This is a genomic window from Streptomyces sp. NPDC097619 (assembly GCF_040302735.1).
In the GTDB taxonomy this organism is placed as follows: Bacteria; Actinomycetota; Actinomycetes; order Streptomycetales; family Streptomycetaceae; genus Streptomyces.
In genome coordinates, this window is record NZ_JBEOSD010000163.1 from 1 (window position 1) to 17,946 (window position 17,946).

At 72.3% G+C, this 17,946-nt stretch carries 20 protein-coding genes and 2 pseudogenes; 16 read left to right on the top strand and 6 right to left on the bottom strand.

The genetic code is table 11. The features are described 5' to 3' along the window. Positions 1-127: 127 nt before the first annotated feature. On the top strand, positions 128-331 hold the full coding sequence (locus ABTZ17_RS30855) for a hypothetical protein (RefSeq protein WP_352199071.1): 204 nt from the start codon (positions 128-130) through the stop codon (positions 329-331). 54 nt (positions 332-385) lie between these two features. Beyond that, complete coding sequence (locus ABTZ17_RS30860; protein WP_352199072.1) at positions 386-2,326, top strand: SpoIIE family protein phosphatase; 1,941 nt, start codon at positions 386-388, stop codon at positions 2,324-2,326. Between the two features lie 138 nt (positions 2,327-2,464). Here ABTZ17_RS30860 and ABTZ17_RS30865 read toward each other — a convergent pair whose 3' ends face one another. Beyond that, positions 2,465-3,127, bottom strand: coding sequence for an HSP18 transcriptional regulator (locus ABTZ17_RS30865; RefSeq protein ID WP_352199073.1), 663 nt, complete (start codon positions 3,125-3,127; stop codon positions 2,465-2,467). Between the two features lie 217 nt (positions 3,128-3,344). On the opposite strand from ABTZ17_RS30865, the pseudogene ABTZ17_RS36990 reads away from it, so the two are divergent. The 3 genes and pseudogenes from ABTZ17_RS36990 to ABTZ17_RS30875 form a co-directional block, all read left to right on the top strand. Then, positions 3,345-3,443 (top strand): annotated as a pseudogene (locus ABTZ17_RS36990) (Hsp20/alpha crystallin family protein); the annotation flags it as partial. A 242-nt stretch (positions 3,444-3,685) separates the two neighbouring features. Beyond that, a complete protein-coding gene (locus ABTZ17_RS30870; RefSeq protein WP_352199074.1) occupies positions 3,686-4,663 on the top strand; it encodes a helix-turn-helix transcriptional regulator in 978 nt (325 codons plus the stop codon). A gap of 252 nt (positions 4,664-4,915) precedes the next feature. After that, the gene (locus ABTZ17_RS30875) at positions 4,916-5,077 is read left to right on the top strand and encodes a hydrophobic protein (RefSeq protein WP_352198102.1); all 162 of its coding nucleotides are present in this window, start codon (positions 4,916-4,918) and stop codon (positions 5,075-5,077) included. A 310-nt stretch (positions 5,078-5,387) separates the two neighbouring features. Here the strand turns inward: ABTZ17_RS30875 and ABTZ17_RS30880 are convergent, their stop codons facing one another. Beyond that, a complete protein-coding gene (locus ABTZ17_RS30880) occupies positions 5,388-5,747 on the bottom strand; it encodes an STAS domain-containing protein (protein ID WP_352199075.1) in 360 nt (119 codons plus the stop codon). Between the two features lie 331 nt (positions 5,748-6,078). On the opposite strand from ABTZ17_RS30880, the gene ABTZ17_RS30885 reads away from it, so the two are divergent. Genes ABTZ17_RS30885 through ABTZ17_RS30895 form a run of 3 tightly spaced genes read left to right on the top strand, consistent with a single transcriptional unit; the run spans position 6,079 to position 7,798 of the window. After that, entirely contained in the window at positions 6,079-6,264 is a 186-nt protein-coding gene (locus ABTZ17_RS30885; protein ID WP_352199076.1) for a hypothetical protein, read from the top strand. Next, a complete protein-coding gene (locus ABTZ17_RS30890) occupies positions 6,261-7,211 on the top strand; it encodes a DUF6286 domain-containing Asp23/Gls24 family envelope stress response protein (RefSeq protein ID WP_352199077.1) in 951 nt (316 codons plus the stop codon). Before ABTZ17_RS30885 ends, ABTZ17_RS30890 begins: the two co-directional genes overlap by 4 nt. Beyond that, a complete protein-coding gene (locus tag ABTZ17_RS30895; protein WP_352199078.1) occupies positions 7,208-7,798 on the top strand; it encodes a hypothetical protein in 591 nt (196 codons plus the stop codon). The genes ABTZ17_RS30890 and ABTZ17_RS30895 overlap by 4 nt, the downstream gene beginning before the upstream one ends. A gap of 329 nt (positions 7,799-8,127) precedes the next feature. On the opposite strand, the gene ABTZ17_RS30900 is transcribed toward ABTZ17_RS30895, so the two are convergent. Continuing rightward, positions 8,128-8,574 carry an Asp23/Gls24 family envelope stress response protein gene (locus ABTZ17_RS30900; RefSeq protein ID WP_352199089.1) on the bottom strand — a complete coding sequence of 149 codons (447 nt, stop codon included), beginning with the start codon at positions 8,572-8,574 and terminating at the stop codon, positions 8,128-8,130. Between the two features lie 213 nt (positions 8,575-8,787). Between ABTZ17_RS30900 and ABTZ17_RS30905 the strand changes: the two genes are divergently transcribed. The 3 genes from ABTZ17_RS30905 to ABTZ17_RS30915 are packed head-to-tail and all read left to right on the top strand — an operon-like array spanning position 8,788 to position 10,327. Further along, positions 8,788-9,372 (top strand): RNA polymerase sigma factor, encoded by a 585-nt coding sequence (locus tag ABTZ17_RS30905; RefSeq protein ID WP_502994916.1) that lies wholly within the window; start codon positions 8,788-8,790, stop codon positions 9,370-9,372. Continuing rightward, positions 9,363-9,986, top strand: coding sequence for an Asp23/Gls24 family envelope stress response protein (locus ABTZ17_RS30910; protein ID WP_352199080.1), 624 nt, complete (start codon positions 9,363-9,365; stop codon positions 9,984-9,986). The genes ABTZ17_RS30905 and ABTZ17_RS30910 overlap by 10 nt, the downstream gene beginning before the upstream one ends. After that, positions 9,983-10,327 carry an Asp23/Gls24 family envelope stress response protein gene (locus ABTZ17_RS30915; protein ID WP_352199081.1) on the top strand — a complete coding sequence of 115 codons (345 nt, stop codon included), beginning with the start codon at positions 9,983-9,985 and terminating at the stop codon, positions 10,325-10,327. The genes ABTZ17_RS30910 and ABTZ17_RS30915 overlap by 4 nt, the downstream gene beginning before the upstream one ends. Before the next feature lie 259 nt (positions 10,328-10,586). On the opposite strand, the gene ABTZ17_RS30920 is transcribed toward ABTZ17_RS30915, so the two are convergent. Further along, entirely contained in the window at positions 10,587-10,931 is a 345-nt protein-coding gene (locus ABTZ17_RS30920; RefSeq protein WP_352199082.1) for a hypothetical protein, read from the bottom strand. Between the two features lie 581 nt (positions 10,932-11,512). Further along, the gene (locus tag ABTZ17_RS30925) at positions 11,513-12,100 is read right to left on the bottom strand and encodes a lipocalin family protein (protein ID WP_352199083.1); all 588 of its coding nucleotides are present in this window, start codon (positions 12,098-12,100) and stop codon (positions 11,513-11,515) included. 210 nt (positions 12,101-12,310) lie between these two features. On the opposite strand from ABTZ17_RS30925, the gene ABTZ17_RS30930 reads away from it, so the two are divergent. After that, positions 12,311-12,676, top strand: a complete 366-nt coding sequence (locus ABTZ17_RS30930; protein WP_352199084.1) for an alpha-amylase inhibitor — start codon at positions 12,311-12,313, stop codon at positions 12,674-12,676. Positions 12,677-13,209: 533 nt separating this feature from the next. On the opposite strand, the gene ABTZ17_RS30935 is transcribed toward ABTZ17_RS30930, so the two are convergent. Beyond that, entirely contained in the window at positions 13,210-13,911 is a 702-nt protein-coding gene (locus ABTZ17_RS30935; protein ID WP_352199085.1) for an SDR family NAD(P)-dependent oxidoreductase, read from the bottom strand. Between the two features lie 68 nt (positions 13,912-13,979). Between ABTZ17_RS30935 and ABTZ17_RS30940 the strand changes: the two genes are divergently transcribed. From ABTZ17_RS30940 to ABTZ17_RS30955, 4 genes and pseudogenes are all read left to right on the top strand, one after another. Then, positions 13,980-14,414 carry an SRPBCC family protein gene (locus ABTZ17_RS30940; RefSeq protein ID WP_502994919.1) on the top strand — a complete coding sequence of 145 codons (435 nt, stop codon included), beginning with the start codon at positions 13,980-13,982 and terminating at the stop codon, positions 14,412-14,414. Next, on the top strand, positions 14,411-15,586 hold the full coding sequence (locus tag ABTZ17_RS30945; protein ID WP_352199087.1) for a zinc-dependent alcohol dehydrogenase: 1,176 nt from the start codon (positions 14,411-14,413) through the stop codon (positions 15,584-15,586). Before ABTZ17_RS30940 ends, ABTZ17_RS30945 begins: the two co-directional genes overlap by 4 nt. Positions 15,587-16,585: 999 nt before the next feature. Then, positions 16,586-17,305 carry a Pr6Pr family membrane protein gene (locus ABTZ17_RS30950; RefSeq protein WP_352199088.1) on the top strand — a complete coding sequence of 240 codons (720 nt, stop codon included), beginning with the start codon at positions 16,586-16,588 and terminating at the stop codon, positions 17,303-17,305. A 567-nt stretch (positions 17,306-17,872) separates the two neighbouring features. Further along, positions 17,873-17,946: pseudogene (locus ABTZ17_RS30955) on the top strand (Hsp20/alpha crystallin family protein); the annotation flags it as partial.

The window sequence follows — 17,946 nt, forward strand, 5'->3', positions numbered from 1 at the left end:
AGGCCTTCGGGTGGCCTCGCCCCGCGCCCGAACCGTAGTACCCCCACGGGCCCGGCCGCCTTCGGGATTTCGTTGTCGGTCCCGATCCGGTCGAAGTGTTTCGTTCCGGGGACCGGCCGGTACGGCCGTGCGGGTGCTGCGCGGCGGCGCGATCATCGCCGCAGGGCCTTCCCGGTCCCTGGACGCCGCGCTCACGGGCCCGCAACTGCCGCGCCTCCTGTGGATGACCGGCGCCGACCCCGTCTCCACGATCACCCCCCGCCGACAGGCTGTCAGGATCCCCGTCGTCATCTTCCCGATCGGCGAAGTGTCCGGCCGGCCCGGGACGTGAAGATGGTGACTACGGGTTCGTTCAACCGCGCGGAACGGGAGTGATGAGGTGCTGGTGGACGGGTGGCCGGCCGATGAGGCCGGCGAGATCGCCGACGTGCTGTCGGCGTTCGAGGAGATGCCGCTGATGCTGGCCTGCTACGAAGGAGAGGACCTCCGTCTGGCGGTGGCCTCCCGGACCGGCCGCGCCGCGGCCGCCGGCGTGATCGGCATCGGCGACTCCCTGCTGGAGAGGGCGGCGGCCCTGCTCGGCCCCCAAGGGCTGATCGATCACCTCCGCGACGTCATGCGTTCGGGTGAACCCGTCACGATCCGGGACTGGCGCATGCAGTTCGAAGCGGGCGACGGCCTGGTGCACGACTTCTACGTCCGCGCCTCCTTCACGCCCTGGCACCGCCCGGACGGCACGATCCGCGGCGTCGTGGTGACGATGCAGGACACCACCGAGGAGACCCGAGCCCTCCTCGCCTCCCGTACCGAACACGCCAAGGCCCGTGCCGACATCCTGGCCCTGCAGCAGGCCCTCCTGCCGGACTCCCTCCCCGTCCTGCCGGCGGTCCAAGTCGCCGCCCGCTACGCCCTCGCCCAGGACGACACCGCCGCCGGCGGGGACTGGTTCGACGCGGTCCCCACCCCCACCGGCCGGCTCGCCCTCGTCGTCGGCGACGTCGTCGGACACGGTGTGACCGCCTCCGCCACCATGGGACAACTCCGCGCCCTGCTGCGCGCACGACTGACCGCCGGAGCGGACCCGGCCACCGCGGTGGCCGAGCTCGACGCCTTCGCCCGGATCGTCACCGGCGCCGGGGCCGCCACCGTCTGCGTCGCAGAACTCGACCCGGCGACCGGCACCCTCCGCTACATCACCGCAGGTCACCCCGCCCCCATCCTGCTGGCCGCCGACGGCACCGCCACCTACCTCGCCCCCACCCCCACGGCCCCGCTCGCCACCACGACCGCCGCCGAGCGCACGCCCGACGTCGCCATCGCCCGGGTCCCCGCAGGAGGGGCCGTACTCCTCTACTCGGACGGCATCCTGGAACGCCCCGGCCTCACCATCACCACCGGCCAGGACGAACTGCTGCGCACCGCCGAAGTCGCCTTCCGTAATACCGTCCTGCCGGTCGGCGCCCCCGTAGGCGCTGCGGAACGCCTGTGCGTCCAGTCTCTGGAGCTGCTCACCCGCTATACCGGCCACGGTGACGACATCACGCTCCTCGCCGCCCACCGCACCGACCCCACCCCACCGCTCGTGCTGCGGCTGCCGGCCGGGCCCGGGAGCCTTGAGGAACTGCGGTTCGCCCTCGGGCTGTGGCTGCTCAACCTAGGCATCGACGGCGGACAGGAGATCGAGGTCCAGCACGCGGTCGGGGAACTGGTCACGAACGCGATCGAGCACGCCTACAACACCGCCCCCGAAGGCGCCGACCCCACTCCCGCTCCGCACGGTGCGGTGGTGGAGGTACGCGCCGACATCGACGAGACCGGGACGGGATCGTTCACCGTCGTCGACCGGGGCCTGTGGCGGGAGCCAGGCGGTGCGGACCCCTTCCGGGGCCACGGCCTCAGCCTCGTCCAAGCCTTCGGTGACCTCGCCCTCACCCATGACGACGTCGGCACTCGGGCCCGCTTCACCCGCCCCCTCACCCGCCCCGTCGCTCTCGCCCCCGCCTCCTCCGCGCCCACGCCCCGCCCCGCGGCCCTCCGGATCGTGGAGGACCCCGACGACCCCGCACGCGTCATCGTGTCGGGCGTCGTGGACACTTCCACGTCCGACGAGTTCGACGTCCGGCTCCGTAAGGCATCCCACGGCGCGAGCACTGCCCTGACCGCGGACCTGACCGGCGTCGTCCACCTGGCCAGCTGCGGCGTACAGGTCCTGCACCACCTGATGGCCGATGCCCGCGCCAACGGCACCACTCTCACCCTGGTCGCCCTCGACGGCACTCCCGCCGCCACGATCCTCGATCTCGTCCGCCTCCCCCGCACCCCCTGACCGATCCCCGGTCCGAGCGCGCCGAGGGCCCCGCCCCCGCGCCAGGCGACCAGCCCCGAGGAACGTCCCCGCGTCCGGGGGTGTGAGTCGGCGGCGAGTCCCCGGCCGTCTCCCCGCCGCGCCCCGGGGGCCGATGGGTCAGGTGGCGCGGCGGTCGTGGGTGTCCTGGCGGAGTCGGTCGGTGTGGTCGCTGAGGGCGTCGATGCGGGCGGCGAGTTCTGCGTCTTCGGGCCGCAGGTGGGTGCGGGTGTCGGTGAGGGGGCGGATGAGGCGGGCGGCGTCGTCGTGCGCGAGGGCCCGGGTGAGCGTGTCCAGAGTGTCCTCGGCGTCGGCGGGCAGACCGGTGAGCGCGGTGACCCGGCCGGCGAGGCTGCGGAGGTCGGCCGCGTTCTCGCGGGCCCAAGCGGTGACCGTGCGATCGGCGGCGCGGGTGTCGCGGGTGGCCTGTACGCGCTCTTCTCCGGTGCTGCCGGCCTTACCGGGGCGCAGCCGCAGGTACCGGCGCTCGGCGGCCTGCCGGCTGGCGACCCCCAGGGGGCCGGCGAGGTCTGCCCAGCTGGCTCCCTGGCCGCGGGCGGTCTCGATCAGGCCGGTCTCCCAGTCGGCGAGTCGCTCGCGGACGTCACGCAGGAGCAGGAGGGCCGCGAGAGCCGGCTGTGGCCCCGCCTCCTTGCCCGCCGTGTCTGCGGGCTCGTCTGCGGGAGGGTGGTGTGCGTCCTTGAGGGCCTGGTCGATGGTCTTCAAGGCCGAGGCCGCAGCGAGGAAAGTGGCGGGCGCGGTCGGGTCGGGTGCTTCGGGCATGCCGGCCTCCGTATCGATGATCGTCATCCTCCTGATGACTAGCCTTCTTGTCGTCATTCAGATGACATGCTACAACAGGCGCACGGTGCATCGCAGGGGCATGTTCCCCCCGGCCAGCCGGAGGTGCCGTCCAGATGTCGATACGTACTGACCCGTTGCGTGAGACGGGCCGGATCTTCCAGCAGCTCTCGGGGGCGTCGGGGACGTGGTCGAAGCCGCCGGTGGTCTCACTCTGCGGATCCCGATCGCCGAACGCGCCAAGCCCCACAAGATCACCGTCAGCGGCGACTCCGGCAGCCAGTGGATCTGCGGCTGATCGGCACCGGGGCGGGGCGGGCACCGGCCCCGCCGATGGCGGCACAGGACGGACACCCCTCTTGCCCGTATCCTCCGAGGGCTCCCGGGCGGCTACGCACTCCTCTTCGGTCTGGCGGAACTTTGCCGAACCAAGAGCGCCTGACCCCACCGGCTCCGGCGAAGAGTGACAGGTGTGGCGGCGTTCACGGGGGCTCCGGGTGGCTCCGGGTCGAGTCGTCGCCGTGGAAGGAGGTGGTAGAGATGTCGGAGCAGTCCGAGCAGTCGGTGTTCGTGAGTGGGGACCTGGAGGAGACGGAGGCGTTCCTCTCCACCGCCTACACGCCGATGAACATCGGTGGCCGCCCGCAGGACACGCGTGCCCGCATCACGCGCCGATCGGTGGGCGAGCTGTTCGTGGACGAGTTGGAGTTCGGGTACACGATGTCCTTCGATGCCGGGCCGTTGGAGCAGGTGGTCCTGGCGCAGATCGCCGACGGAGTCCACACGTCCAATGGGGAGGCGTTCGGACCGGGCTCGACCTTCCTGATGGCCCCGCCGGACCTGCGCTACGTCGGCGAGGTCCGCCGTGCCCGTTACACCCTGACGACTTTCCCCACCCACCTCCTGGACCGGGCCCACAGAGACCTCCTGGGGCCCGACGCGGGGTCCACGTCGCGCCTGTCGGGCAGCAGTCCCGTCTCCGTCGACGCCCATCGGCTCCTGGCCGGCGCCACCGCGCACGTGCGCGCCCTGACGGCGGACCCGGTGGCCGCCGGATCGTCGCTGATCATGGCGGGTGCCGTCCGGCACTTGGCCGCCGTCGCCCTTCACACCCTGCCCACCATGGCCGAGGAACGGGTCCGGCACGCCCCCGATCCGCTCCGGCGTGACCTGCGGGACGCCCGCGACGCGACCTTGCGTCGGGCGGCCCGCTTCATCGATGACAACGCGCATCTCGACATCGGTCTGGCGGAGATCGCGGGGTCGGTTCCGGTCACGCCACGGGCGATCCAGTACGCCTTCGCCCGCCACGGCGACACGACACCGCTGGCCTACCTCAAGCGGGTCCGTCTGGCCCGGGCACACGAGGAGTTGAAGGCCGCCGACCCCGACGTGACGACCGTGACCCGGATAGCGGTGCGGTGGGGCTTCGCGCATCAGGGACGCTTCGCCGCCGCCTACCGCACCGCCTACGGCGCCAGCCCGTCCCACACCCTCCACGGACACCGACCCGGCTGACCCGGGCCTCGGGGAAGAACGGGGGCGGCTGCTCAACGGGGGCCGGACCGGCTCTCGGCGCCTGCTCCGGTGGTCGATCTCCTCCGGGACGTGGCCGAGCCCCGACCCGGAGGGCAGGGTCGGGGCCCGTGCTGCTGTCGCGAGGTGGATTGGGGCGCGACCTTATGCCCGCCTGCATGGATAAGAAACGTGTAAAGAGGCGCGCATGGGTGGGACGGGCAGGGGCATCCGGTGTTTCGGCGGTTGATAACCATGGTTCCCCTGCTTCTCGTTCTTCTGCTCGCTCTGATCCTGTTCGGTGCCGGTTTCGCGGTGAAGGTCCTGTGGTGGGTCGCGATCGCGGTCCTGGTGGTGTGGCTGGTCGGGTTCGTGGCCCGTCCGAAGAACAGCTCCGGCCGCTGGTACCGCTGGTAGCCCGGTAACCGGCCCTCGACACGGGCCGGGCGTGGACGTGGCGGCGCCCCGGCGCCCGGGAACGGTCACAGTCGAGGGATGAGCGAGGGTGACCGCCCGAGCGTCGGGGCCCGTGTGCCCAGTCCGCACTTCGACGCCTGTGCCCCGTGTCGGCACACCCATGCATCCGCCCCGCGAAACGCCCCGCCCGTTCCCCGAGAATCCGCGGGCCCGGAGGCGGCGGCCGGCGCGAGTGGTCGAGAGTCCGCACGGGGAGCGCCGTCCGGTCGGCCGTCTTCGCCGAGCCGGGAAACGGTGAGCCTGAGGAATGTCAGGGGGCTGCGGTGCCCCGTAAGGAAGCCCGCCGGCTTCGTGGGACGGCGGAGTGGGCGCCGGCCACGGTAGGAGAGGAGGGGAGGAACGCGCCGGTTCCGGTCAGGTCGAGCAGGCGCAGAAGCCCGGGTCCCGGTGCCTCCAGGAAGAGCGACAGATCCCGGGTGCGCGCGGTACGGCGCAGCCGCAGCAGGGCGTTGAGCAAGACGGTGCTCGCGTACCCCAGGTGTGAGCAGTCGACCACGACGGCGGTGGCGGCCTCAGCGGCGGCCCGTCCGAAGGCTTCCTCCAGGCGCGTGCAGGTCTCCTCGTCGATGTCGCCGTCCACGCGGCACACGACGATCCCCGCGGGTGTCACCGGCCCCACGGTGACGGACCCTTGTGTGAGCTCGATCAATGGGGACACTGCCTTTCGCTTGACCTCGGGAGTGCCGTGCGCAGCGGAAGGTCTTCCGCCGGAAGGGCTCTTGTGGATGCGCTCGCGGGGTCGCGCGAGGGCCGTCCTCGTCTCCCGCACGACCGGAGCGGACGGGATCGTCCGGCCGCCCGGGCGTGCTCGGTCCTTTGCCGCGGGCTTCCGGGACGGACTTCGACAGGTCGCGTCACAACCTTCCGCGGGCCGTGTCCATACAGATGACCGCATCCGCAGCACGCCGCCCCCGTGGCGTCCACCGAAGGGAGTCGCGCCCATGACTCGGGCCTCCATGGGAATGATCGCCGGAATGGCCCTCGCGTTCGCCGGATACTTCGGCGGTTTCGGCGCGTTCCTACTGATCGGTGCCCTCGGCGCGATCGGTTTCGCGGCAGGCGCCTGGTGGGACGCCGGGGGGCGCCCCGAGGAGCTACGGGCGATGTTCGACCGGAGCCGACGGTGACGGCCCCCGCCGGGCGTGGTGCGACGGTCATCGCCGACGAGGTCGTCCGGAAGATCGCCCGACAGGCCGCGACCGAGGCGCTCCCCACCGGGGCGCCGTCCGTCAGCGCCGGCTCCGCCGCCATCCACGGACGGACGGCCCAGGTGTCCCTGCGGGTCGCCCTGCCCTACCCCGCCCCGCTCGCTGAGGACGCGCACCGCCTGCAGCGTCATGTCGCTTCCCGCACCGCGCAGTTGACGGGTCTGGACATCACATCGTCCCGGTTGGTGGTCACCCGGCTCACGGCCGGGGGGACACCCCCCGCCGCCGCACCGGCCGAGGCACCGATCACCGTCCCGCCCGTGCGGACCCCCCGCCGCCGGTGGTCCCCGCGGTCGGTGCCCGCGACCCTCCTGATCCTGGCGATCTGGGCGGCATGCGCGGCGGTCACGGCAGAGCTCGTCCGGGTCCGGCTCCTCGACCTTGCGCCGGCCGTCCGGCGGATCCGTGCCGTCGACTGGATCGCGGACCACCACGCCGGTGACTTCGCGGTCGGCGTCGGCGCGCTCGCGGCGGTCGCGGTCGGCGCGTGGCTTCTGGTGTCGGCCGTCACGCCGGGGCGACGCCGCGAACTGACCGTGGTCCCGCTCGGACCGCGCCTCACCGCGACGATCGACCGTTCCACCGTGGCGGCTCTGGTCCGGGACGCGGTCGGCGAGGTCGAAGACATCTCGGTGGTGTCGGTGCGAGCGGGGCGGCGCAGACTGACCGTCCGCGCCCGATCCGCGAGCGGTGACACGGGGGAGGCACGGCGCCAGGCCGTCGCCGCCACCGAGCGGATCCTCTCCGCCTGTCGGCTGCGACGCACCCTCCGACACCGGGTGAGCGTCACTCCGGACCCCGCGTGGCGCCCTCCCCGGCCCGCCACCGCACTCGCCCCCGACGCACCGAAGGGACCCGCCAGATGAGGCAGCTGAACCCCCTCCGCGCTCTCGCCGACCGCACCGTCCTGGCCGTCGCCGGCCTCGTCCTGTCGGCCGGGGGAGCCTGGCAGGTCGCCGCCTGGGGCCCCATCGCCGACCGCCTCCCCGTCAGCCGCACCGGTCCCGACCCGGGAGGGCCGGTCCTGGACCGTTCCGCTCTCGCCGACCTCCGGTCCCATCCCTGGTGGGACGCCGGCACGCTCACGGCCGGTGTGGCCGTCACCATCCTGCTGTCCGCGTGGCTCCTCACCCGGGTGCCCCTCCGTCGGTCCGCCCGGCTCCCGCTGACCGCGAAGGGCACCGCCCTCCGCGTTCGAGCCCTGGAGGAGGTCCTCACCGAGCGAGCCGAGGACGTCGAGGGCATCGGCCGGTGCCGAACCCGCATCCGCGTCCACCGACGCACCCTGCGGGTGCGCTTGCGCGTCCGGCTGGACCCGGGCACCAGTCCGGAAACCCTACGGGCACCCCTCACCGACCTGGTCACGGAAGTCGCGACCGCGGCGGCCCCGTACCGGGTCCACGCCCACCTCCACCTCGGCCACCGCCGCCACCGCGCACCCCGCGTCCGCTGACCGCCGCACACGGCCACCGCCCGTCGGCCATGGGCCACCTGCCACCGGCGATGCCCCGCACCGCACGTCCGGCACCGGCCCCGTCACCCTCCCGGCCACGTGCCAGGACCACCATGGCCACGGGTGGCCCGCGCGGCGAGGCACCTCCTGCAGGTCCGTGCGGCCGCGCGTCCTGCAGGTCCGTGCGGCCGCGCGGTCGGTGTGTGTCGCGCCACGGACCATCAGGCGTGCGATCCGCCGCCCCCGCACGCGAGGAGGGGGTCGGGCCCGATCGGCCCGACCCCCGAAGGTTCCGCCGCCCCACCCCGCGAACGGGGAGTCGTCGCGGGTCAGGCGACCCGCGCGTCGGCGATCGGCTCGTCCTCGTCGCCGGGCAGGTGGACATCGGTGACGGCGATGTTCACCTCCACCACCTCCAAGCCGGTGATCCGTTCCACCGCCGCGATCACGTTCTCCCGGACGTCCCGAGCCACGTCCGGCACCGGCACGCCGTACTCCACGACCAGCTCCACGTCGATGGCCGCCTGACGCTCCCCGACCTCGACCTTGACCCCGCGCCCGACGTTCGGGCGCCCACCGGGCACCCGATCGCGCACGGCGCCCAGCGTCCGGGAGAGCCCGCCGCCCATGTCGTGGACACCGGGGATCTCCCGCGCCGCCATCCCGGCGATCTTGAGGACCACGGTGTCGGCGATCGAGGTCCTGCCGCGCGTACCCGCCGGCTCGTTCACCAGGGTGCGCCCCGCCGCCGTTCCCGGTCCCGCACTCGGCGCCACGACGGCGTGGTCGGTCCGGGCCGGGCTCTTCTCCTGCGTAGCGGTCACGACAACTCCTTCGACTCATTCGTTTCGTGCTCTCGACTTCTTGGACACCCCGGCGGGCCGTCCGTTACGGACGTCTTTCGGGAACGGGCCGGCGGAATTCCCCGTCGGTGTGCCGTAACGGAATCCGGGCAAGCGTGTCCAAGGAGTGGAGGCCGGAAGGAGCCCTTGGTGAACGCACGGTGGGACCCGGACCCAGGAGGGGCCACGGCCGCAGCCGACGACGGCCTCCTGGCCGTCCGGGCGGCGGAAGGGGACGAGGAGGCTTTCGAGGTGCTCGTACACCGCCACTCCCCGGCCATGCTGCAACTCGCCGAACGCCTCATGGGCAACCGTACGGAAGCCGAGGACGCAGTCCAGGACGCCTTCGTCAGCGCCTGGCGCAGCCTCCCCGAGTACCGGGGCGAGGCCGGGTTCAGGACGTGGCTGCACCGCATCGTCACGAACCGGTGCCTGAACCTGCTCCGGGCCCGCCGCTCCGTCACCGGCCTCGACGCCGTCGCCGAACCCGCCGCACCCGAACACCAGTCCTCTCCCTCCCGCAGCGCGGAGTCCCAGGCCGCCGTACGCGACCTCGCCCGGGCCATGGCCTCGCTGTCCCCCGAGCAGAAGGTCTGCTGGGTCCTCCGGGAGATCGAAGGACAGCCCTATGAGACGATCGGCCAAGCGGTGGGCATCCGGCCCGAAGCGGTGCGGGCACGCGTCTTCCGGGCCCGGCGCATGCTGACGGAGGCGATGGCCGCATGGCGATGAACACCCCGTACCCCCACGACACCCCCGACGACGAGCCCTTCGAAACCCTGGCCTGCGGACGGGACCTGGCCCACGTCTGGGAACAGGCGACAGAGGGCGCCGATCCGCACACCGCGACCTGCGTCCACTGCCAGAGCGCCCTCGCCGACCTGCAACGCCTGCGCGCCGCCGCCCTCACCCCACCCCGCACACCGACCACCGACACCGACAGCGACACCGCCGCGCTGGCGCGCAGGATCATGGACATGGTCCGCCTGGAACTGCGCCCGGGACGCGACCTCCCCCTCGGGGACGCCGACGAGGACCACTGGATCTACGAATCCGTGGCGGCCCGCCTCCTGCGCGAGGCCGCGGAGCAGGTACCCGATGTCCGCGCGGGCAGTTGCCGGGTCAGCCCGCCCGGGACCCGCACACAACCCGCCCGCGGCCCCGTCGTGGTCCGTCTCGACATCACCGTCGCCCTCGGACGTGACCTGCCCGATGTCACACGGGCGGTCCGGGAGGCGGTGTCGGCCGCGGCCCGCGACCGGCTCGGCCTGGACATCGCCGAACTGCACGTCACCGTCACCGACCTCCACGACCGGCCGGACCGACCCCAGGGGATGACGACGTGAAGAGCGAACACGGCAGGGCACTCGACCCGGCCGTCACCGACGCCGTCCTCGCCACACCCGGCGTTGCCTGCCTGCGCCCCGGCCTGCGCGACCTGCTCCGGGCAGCGGCCCCGGGCCTGCCGGCGGGTCGTGACCTCGGGCAGCCGGGCTCCGGGGTTCCCGCGTCCGCCGTCCGTCTCGCCCGCGACGCCCGCGGGCGGGTCACCGGCCTCCAGGTCGACGTCGTCGTCCGCGCCCACCGGCACGTCCTGGACACGGCCAGGGCCGTGCGGACGGCGGCGGCGGAAGCGGCCGGGATCCCGCCCGAATCCGTGCGGGTGACCGTCACCGGCATCGTCTGACCCGCGCAGCGCACCACGCGCGTCCACACCGGGCCTGCCCCCGGGGGCGGGCAGGTGCGGGGACACCCCGCCGCGTCACCGGGCGGCGCCGGGGAGCGGGGGCACGGACCGTGGAAGTCGGCACCGGCACCGGGCCCGGGAGCGGTGGGAGCTGTGACTCCGCCATCCCACCGGACCGTGTCGGCCGCCGCGGGCAAGTCCACCGTGAGGACGCCGTCGCCACCGCTGACGCCCGCGAGGCCGCGTCGTCGCGGTGGTGTCAGCTGAAGACCACGGAGCGCAGCCGCAGACGGTCGCCGAGCCTCTTGCCGGGCGGCATCACGAAGAAGACGTCTCCGTTGCAGTCGGAGTCCAGGAAGACGGTGGCGGTGGCGTCCGTGAGGTTCCGGGGGGCGAAGGCGGGCAGCTCGGAGCCGACCGTTTCGGGGATGTCGATGCACTCCCGGCTCTCCGGGTCGGCCAGAACCCCGCGCAGGTTCAAGCCGTTGGACCCGACGTAGGAGTAGAGGAATTCGCCGTCGGCGGCCGCGGCGGGCGTCGACGGCAGGGCCAGGGAGAGCAGGGCGCCACCGAGGACGGCGGCGAGGGTGCGGCGTACGCGCATGGTCTGTCCTCGCGAAGGGAAAGGGGCGAAGTGACCTCACCTTTTCCTGCCCGGGACGGTGGGCAACGGCCGACGGAAGCAGGATCGTTTGTTCCTCACCCGTCCGGCCGGACGTCGCGTGCCCGGCCGGACGTCGCGTGCCCGGCCGGACGAAGGAGTTGCCGGGGGCACCGGCCGCACCGTCGGAGCGGTATCCGGGCGACGATCCGGCCTCATGACCGACCCTCTGGGACAGTCCTCTCGAGCGTCACGGCGCATCCTCGTCCACCGGCCGCTCCGCCGTGCGGGATCCGCCATGCGACGAGCCCGGGTCTTCGCCCACCGGCAGCACTGGACCCCGACCTCACTGCGCCGCTGCTACCTGCCGTCCGCGATCGAACACCACGCCACCCCGGTCCGGGCGAGGTCCCGGGCCGTGACCACGACCGTGCCGGATTCGTCACCGTCGCTCCCCGCCCAGGACCTGGAGGTTCTACCTCTTCGCCCGTCCGCCGTCCGCCGTCCGCCGTCCGCCGTCCCCCGTCCCCCGTTCGGCCGTCCGGTCGCGGCGTGCCCCCTTCTCGGAATCTTCGAGGAGGCCCTCAGCACAGGGGTGCGGACCCTTGCGCCCCGCCGTCCTGCCGGGTCAGGCGCAGGTCGCACGCCCTGACTCCGGCTTCGTCGAAGGCGCTCACCGCGTCCGCGGTGTCGTCGCCCCTGAGGGAAGGGGTCCGGGACAGGAGGAACCCCGCGGTCCGGTCCTCGTTGGTCACCGCGGCCCAACGGTAGTCCGCCGCGATCCCGACGATGACGTAGTTGGCCTCCTCCCCGGGGACGTAACCTCCGCCCGAGCGGGGCACGAAGGAGACGTTGAAGCGGGTGTTCGTGGAGTCCAGTGGACGAGCCGCGCCGTTCACCGTGGAGGCGGAACCCCACCAGGTCGCGCACGTGTTGCGCACGCCCAGGGTGCCGTCCGTCCGAGGGGTGTAGCGGGCCCGCACGTTCTTCTTGCACTGGAGCTCGAAGAGTTGGGGAATCGCGGCGATCTGGTACCAGTCCCCGGCGTAGCGGACCGGGTCGACCTTGGCCGGAGGCGCGACGGCCCCCGCTCCGTTCGTGACAGCTGCCGGAAGGAGGAGGGACACGGAGACGAGGACGGCGGCACGGCCGGAGTGGCGGTGAAGGGACACCTGGCTTCTCCTTGGTTGGGCGTCGACAACGCTCCCTTTTCCCGGCCCGCTACCGCGCCGGATGCACCGCCGTCTCTCCCGACCACGCGCCACGGCAGGGGTGGGTCGGCGTCGGGGCGGCGGGGAGGACGAGCCGCGAACGGGAAGACATGGCTGAAAACTCTTGCAGAAACTTGCGAAAGGCTGGGAGGCGTAACGAGAATGCCGGACATGACACCCCTCAAGGCACCCATACGGCGCGCCCTCGCCGGCGCCCCACTGATGGCGGCCCTCGTGCTGGCCGTCACCACCGCTGGGCCCGCCGCCGGATCCGGCAACGGGTCCGCCGATCCTGCACCCGGGGCCTCGGCTCCAGCGTGTGTGGCGTACGTCGAGAGCTGGCGGTACACCGACGTCCACAACGGCTGCGAGGGCACGGTCTCCGTCACCGTGGAATACGTGAACGGCCAAGGGGCGCCGTGCCGCACCATCGAGCCCGCGGGCAGCGCGACCTTCTCCGGCTACGGGACGAACGGCAACCACGTCACGGGACTGCGCACGTGCACCCCTGACGCCGCTGTCCCCGGAGGCGGCTGAGGCGACGCCTTTCGGTCGTCCGACGGCGACCGGACCCCCTCACCTCCCGTTGCCTCACGACGTAGCCCAGGCTGCGGCCGTCACCCCTTCCGTGCCGGAACCCGCAGATGCCTCGGTGAGAGCTTCGCGCTCACGGAAGTCGCCCTCGCCCTCGTCGACGTCCGCGGGCGCCTCCGCGGCCCGCCCCCGCACCTCCCCATGCACTGTCCACCAGCGCCGTAGCTGACCGCGCCGCCAGGGGACCGGCTGCCACACCGCCCTCCATGCCTACGTCCGCGTGGTCACCGGACACCACCTGGCCGATCGCGCCTGTTCGTAGCCTTCCGCCGGTCGGCAGTAGCCGGGCCACCTCGAACGGGTCGGCGGGCCAGTGCGGGAACACCAGGTCCCGCCAGCGCTGCTGGAACAGCACGCGCCGCACCGGGCGCGGGCCCGCGGGGTGAGCGGCTCGGCGGGCCGGTCGCCCTGGAACGAGGGGTCAACGAGGGGTCGTGGAAGGGCCGTGCGAGAGTGGTCTCTTCGGCATGTCCGCCCTACCGCACGATCTCGAGGACCGCACCGCTGCCGGGACGGACGAGACTCGCTCCTTCGGAGATCGCCCGCGCGATCACCTCCACCGCCTCCGGAACCGGCAGCCCCCGCGGCAGCCGGGGCGCTCGCCCCACCACGGCGCGCCCGGCGAATCCCGTGTCCATGTGCGGCAGGTCGATCTCCAGCACGGTCACTCCCCGGCGTCGCTGCTCGCGGCGGACCGCCGTCAGCCAGGTGGCCAGCGCGGCCTTCGCGGCGGCGTAGTCCGCCATCCCGGCCGGTGCAGCCTCGGCGACGATCCCGGTGACGGCCGCGAGGACCCCACCCTCGGGCAACCGGCCCGCGGCGGCCCGCAGGAACGCCATGGGGGCCAGCGCGTTCACCGCCATCAGGTGTTCCGACACCGCGTCCTCCACCTCCCCGGCCGGCCCGAAGGCCGCGACTCCCAGGCACGTGACGACGCCGTCCAGACCGCCCAGCTCCACCTCCGCCCAGTCGACCGTCTTCGCACAGGACGCGGTGTCCCAGGCGTCGAAGGCGCGGGCGGGAGCGTGCGCGCACGCCGCCGAGACGCGGGTGAGGGCATCGCGGTCGCGTCCGGCCAGCGCCGGGCGGGCACCCAGGGCGTGCAGCCGTACGGCGAGCGCGGTCCCGATCTCGCCGGTGGCACCCGGCACGAGGATCCGCGCACCTCGTAGCTCCATGGCCCGCCTCCCGCTCCCTGTCGACGACGAGTACTGCGCAAGTGGTTCGCCGCCCGGCCGCCGCCCGGATGCGGCCACGGGAACCGGAAGTGGCACGTGGGCCGCCAGGCGCGCCCTTCGGGAAGACAGTCGAATGGGATGCCGCAATCACACAGGAGGTCCCCGGCCGGTTGATCGCCTGGCGGTCGGTGGACGGCGCGGACATCGCCAACTCCGGCGAGGTCCGCTTCGTGGCCGCCCCGGGTGGTCGAGGAACCGAGATCCGGGTGACCCTGCGTTACGACCTGCCCGGGGGAGCGCTGGGCAAGGCCGTGGCGCGCTACTTCGGTGAGGAACCGCACCAGCAGCTGGACGACGACTTGCGCCGCTTCAAACAGATCGCGGAGACCGGCGAGGTCGTCCGTTCCGAAGGCGCGCCCGGTGGCAAACGGGCCCGCGGTGAATTCCCGCAGCACCCCGCCCGACCGCTGACCGCGAAGGAACTGAAGGAGGCCCTGGCATGAAGGCGAATTGTTGGACGGGACGCAACTCGGTCGAGGTGCAGGAAGTGCCGGACCCGTCGATCCTCAATCGCCGCGACGTCATCGTGAGGATCACCTCGACGGCGATCTGCGGTTCCGATCTCCACCTGCTCGACGGCTACGTCCCCACCATGGAGAAGGGCGACATCCTGGGCCACGAGTTCATGGGAGAGGTCGTGGAGGTGGGCCCGGGCATCGGCGACGGCAAGCTCCGCATCGGGGACCGGGTCGTCGTGCCCTTCCCCATTGCCTGCGGCGCCTGCGCGTCCTGCCGCGCGGAGCTGTACTCGTGCTGTGAGAACAGCAACCCCAACGCCGGCGTCTCGGAGAAGTTCTTCGGTCACCCCACCGCCGGCATCTACGGCTACTCCCACCTCACCGGAGGCTTTGCCGGCGGTCAGGCCGAGTACGCCCGCGTGGTCCTCGCCGACGCCAACGCTCTCAAGATCGAGTCGGACCTCACCGACGAGCAGGTCCTGTTCCTCTCCGACATCCTCCCGACCGGGTACATGGGTGCCGAGATGTGCGACATCCGGGAGGGCGATGTCGTCGCCGTCTGGGGTGCCGGTCCGGTCGGCCAGTTCGCCATGGACAGCGCACGGGCCATGGGAGCGGACAGGGTCATCGCGATCGACAAGGAGCCCTACCGGCTCGACATGGCAGCCGCCCAGGGCTACACCACCATCAACTTCGAGGACACCGACGTGCGGTCGGCCCTTCTCGAACTCACTGGCGGCCGGGGCCCGGACAAGTGCATCGACGCGGTCGGGATGGAAGCCACGCACGGGGCCTCCCACATCCACCTCTTCGACCGCGCCAAGCAGGCGGTCCGTTCCGAGACGGACCGGCCCCACGCCCTCCGGCAGGCCATCATGTCCTGCCGGAGCGGCGGAGTGGTGTCGGTCATCGGCGTCTACGGCGGGATGATCGACAAGTTTCCCGCGGGCTCCTGGATGAACAGGTCGCTGATTCTGCGCACCGGACAGTGCCACGTGCAGAAGTACATGGCACCGCTGTTGCGCATGATCGAGCAGGGCAAGATCGACCCCACGCGGATCATCACCCACCGGCTGCCCCTGGCCGAGGCGCCGACCGGCTATGACCTGTTCAAGAACAAGAAGGACCACTGCGAGAAGGTCGTCCTCACACCCTGAGGACCGGGACGCGGCGCGGCTTCGGTACTCGCTCGCCGCGCGCTCCGCTCCTCGGCCGGCCGGCCGCCGAAGCTCGACCGCCGGTCGCCGGACCGGGGAGGAAGTCGGCTCGTCGAGGAGGAGCGCGGCCGGACGGTGTTCTTCTGACCGGAGCTGCGTGATCGCGCGGGCGTTCGACATATTGGCCTAGACCTATTGTGTGGGGCGGTCGGTGACGGTACGTTCGTGTCCGGCTGCGCAGCCGGACGTACCGCACCTCCGCCCTCACCGCCGGAGCCCTCGCGCTCGGCGCGGCGGGCGCCGCCGAGGCCGTCCCCGGCACCGGCTTCTACGCCCGCAGCAACGACGCCTCGTACACCGAATGCGTGGCCGCTGCCCGGGCCGGCTACAACATCTGGGGCCCCGTGTACTTCTGCGAGCCCTTCAGCACCGACCGCCCGGACATCATCACCCTCTGGGTCCGCTACTGACCCATCCGCTCGGCGGCCTCGTGCGGACGACACGTCCGGCCGACCGTGCGGAGCGACATCCTTCCACCCTCACCCAGTACCCCAAGGCCCGAAGGCCGCAGCAGTGGCCGTGTTGTCCCCGTGCGCGGCCACCGGTCGCCCGCCTCGCAGAACCGGGGCGGTGGTGTGGGGAGGGCGGGGCCGGCCCGTCCGCTCCGGGCGCGGCATACGCCCGCGGTGTCGTGGTACTGCCCGCGGTGACCGGGTGCCCGGGCCGGTTCCCGACCTACGGTGACCGGCGGGAGTTCGGTCCCTCCTTGGCGGACAGCGGGCAGCCGGGTTCGCGACCCGGCCGCTTCGCTCTGGTGGGAACTCGACGGAGCGAGTCCGCGCTTTCGGCGAGCCGGGTGCGGATCGGGAAAGTCGTCCACAACGGGTTGCGGGAGTGGGGGGACGGTCCACGCGATGCGGTCCGGTCACCTTCCGGATCGGTCGCGGTCAGGGGCTCGCGTCGCGTCCCGGCAAGGGCCTTCATGCGTACGATGCGCCCATGGGTACCACTACGTCCGCCACGGTCCCCGACGAAGGCTCGACCGCGTTCCCCACGGCGTCCCGGTTGTGGCACGGCGTTCTGCTGACCGTTGTCCTGACGGCCGTGGGCATGGACCTGGTGCTGCTGTTCAGCGGTGGACCCGACCCGAACTCGGCCGAGGCTGCCACCGATGACAGCACCCTGAGCCGACTGGTGCGGATGTTCAGCTTCTTCACCATCGACAGCAACGTACTGGTCGCCGTGGTCTGCGTGCTGCTCATCCGCGACCCTCGCCGTGACGGTCGTCTCTGGCGCGTTCTGCGGTTCGCCGCTCTGCTGAGCATCGTCGTCACCGGCCTCGTCTTCGCGATCGTCCTCGCGCCGAAGGTGCACCTCCAGGGCATGGCCCTGGCGGCCACCATTGGTCTCCACTACATCGCGCCGCCCGCCGCGCTCATCGGTTGGCTCCTGTTCGGGCCACGCGGCCAGACCGACCTTCGCACCCTGCTGTGGGTGTTCGTCTGGCCGGCCGCCTGGATCGGATACACCCTGATCCACGGTGCCTTCGTCGACTGGTACCCGTATCCGTTCCTCGAAGTGTTCCGCCTCGGCTACCCCCGGGTCCTGGTCAATGTCCTGGTCATCCTCTTGGTGGCCGTCGTCATCACCCTCGTCCTCGCCCTGCTCGATCGCCTGCTCGTCGCACGCCGTCGGCGCACGGGGCGTCCCCGACCGTGACCGCCGCCGCCTGGAGCCTGCCGCCCCGCGGACGGGCGGTGGGGAGCGGAGCTTCCCCTTCCCACCGGCACGGCCGACACCCTGAGCGGCTCCTGCTGCTGTCGTCCATCACCCGGGCCCGATGAACGACAGGTCGATCTCTCCGCGGGGCCTTCTGCGACTGTGCCGGCCTCGACACCCTCCTGGCCGCCCGCTCGGCGGCCTGAGGGCGCGGCGCGGCCTGCGCGTCACGCGGGCGTCCCGCCCCATGGAGCGCCTCCTGGGTCTCACCGAACCTGTTCGCTCGTCGGTCGGTGAGGCGGGTGCGGTGAGTGGCTTGTAATGGATGCTCGTCCTGTGCGGCGCCCCGCGAGCCTGTTGTGGCGGCCCCTGGAGCGGGCTCTGGGTCGCTGAGCCCCTTGCTGCCGGCGCTTCAGCGGGCATGGCCACGCCCCCGCCCCCTTTCCAGCTCTGTCGTCATCGAGTGGATGACATCTCGCTTGTCATCGTTTCGATGACATGGTAGAACGGGGGCACGTTGAAGCGCATTGGCAGTCATTGCCTGAACCGACCGGAGGTGTTGTCCAGATGTTGATGCGCACTGACCCGTTCCGTGAGATGGACCGGATCTTCCAGCAGTTGTCGGGTACGTCGGGGACGTG

Excerpts from the sequence above, each read along its gene's own strand:
- ABTZ17_RS30865 (WP_352199073.1), bottom strand. The coding sequence starts at position 3,127 with ATGCCCGAAGCACCCGACCCGACCGCGCCCGCCACTTTCCTCGCTGCG.
- ABTZ17_RS30870 (WP_352199074.1), top strand. The coding sequence starts at position 3,686 with ATGTCGGAGCAGTCCGAGCAGTCGGTGTTCGTGAGTGGGGACCTGGAG.
- ABTZ17_RS30875 (WP_352198102.1), top strand. The coding sequence starts at position 4,916 with ATGGTTCCCCTGCTTCTCGTTCTTCTGCTCGCTCTGATCCTGTTCGGT.
- ABTZ17_RS30885 (WP_352199076.1), top strand. The coding sequence starts at position 6,079 with ATGACTCGGGCCTCCATGGGAATGATCGCCGGAATGGCCCTCGCGTTC.
- ABTZ17_RS30895 (WP_352199078.1), top strand. The coding sequence starts at position 7,208 with ATGAGGCAGCTGAACCCCCTCCGCGCTCTCGCCGACCGCACCGTCCTG.
- ABTZ17_RS30910 (WP_352199080.1), top strand. The coding sequence starts at position 9,363 with ATGGCGATGAACACCCCGTACCCCCACGACACCCCCGACGACGAGCCC.
- ABTZ17_RS30920 (WP_352199082.1), bottom strand. The coding sequence starts at position 10,931 with ATGCGCGTACGCCGCACCCTCGCCGCCGTCCTCGGTGGCGCCCTGCTC.
- ABTZ17_RS30930 (WP_352199084.1), top strand. The coding sequence starts at position 12,311 with ATGACACCCCTCAAGGCACCCATACGGCGCGCCCTCGCCGGCGCCCCA.
- ABTZ17_RS30935 (WP_352199085.1), bottom strand. The coding sequence starts at position 13,911 with ATGGAGCTACGAGGTGCGCGGATCCTCGTGCCGGGTGCCACCGGCGAG.
- ABTZ17_RS30940 (WP_502994919.1), top strand. The coding sequence starts at position 13,980 with ATGCGGCCACGGGAACCGGAAGTGGCACGTGGGCCGCCAGGCGCGCCC.
- ABTZ17_RS30945 (WP_352199087.1), top strand. The coding sequence starts at position 14,411 with ATGAAGGCGAATTGTTGGACGGGACGCAACTCGGTCGAGGTGCAGGAA.
- ABTZ17_RS30950 (WP_352199088.1), top strand. The coding sequence starts at position 16,586 with ATGGGTACCACTACGTCCGCCACGGTCCCCGACGAAGGCTCGACCGCG.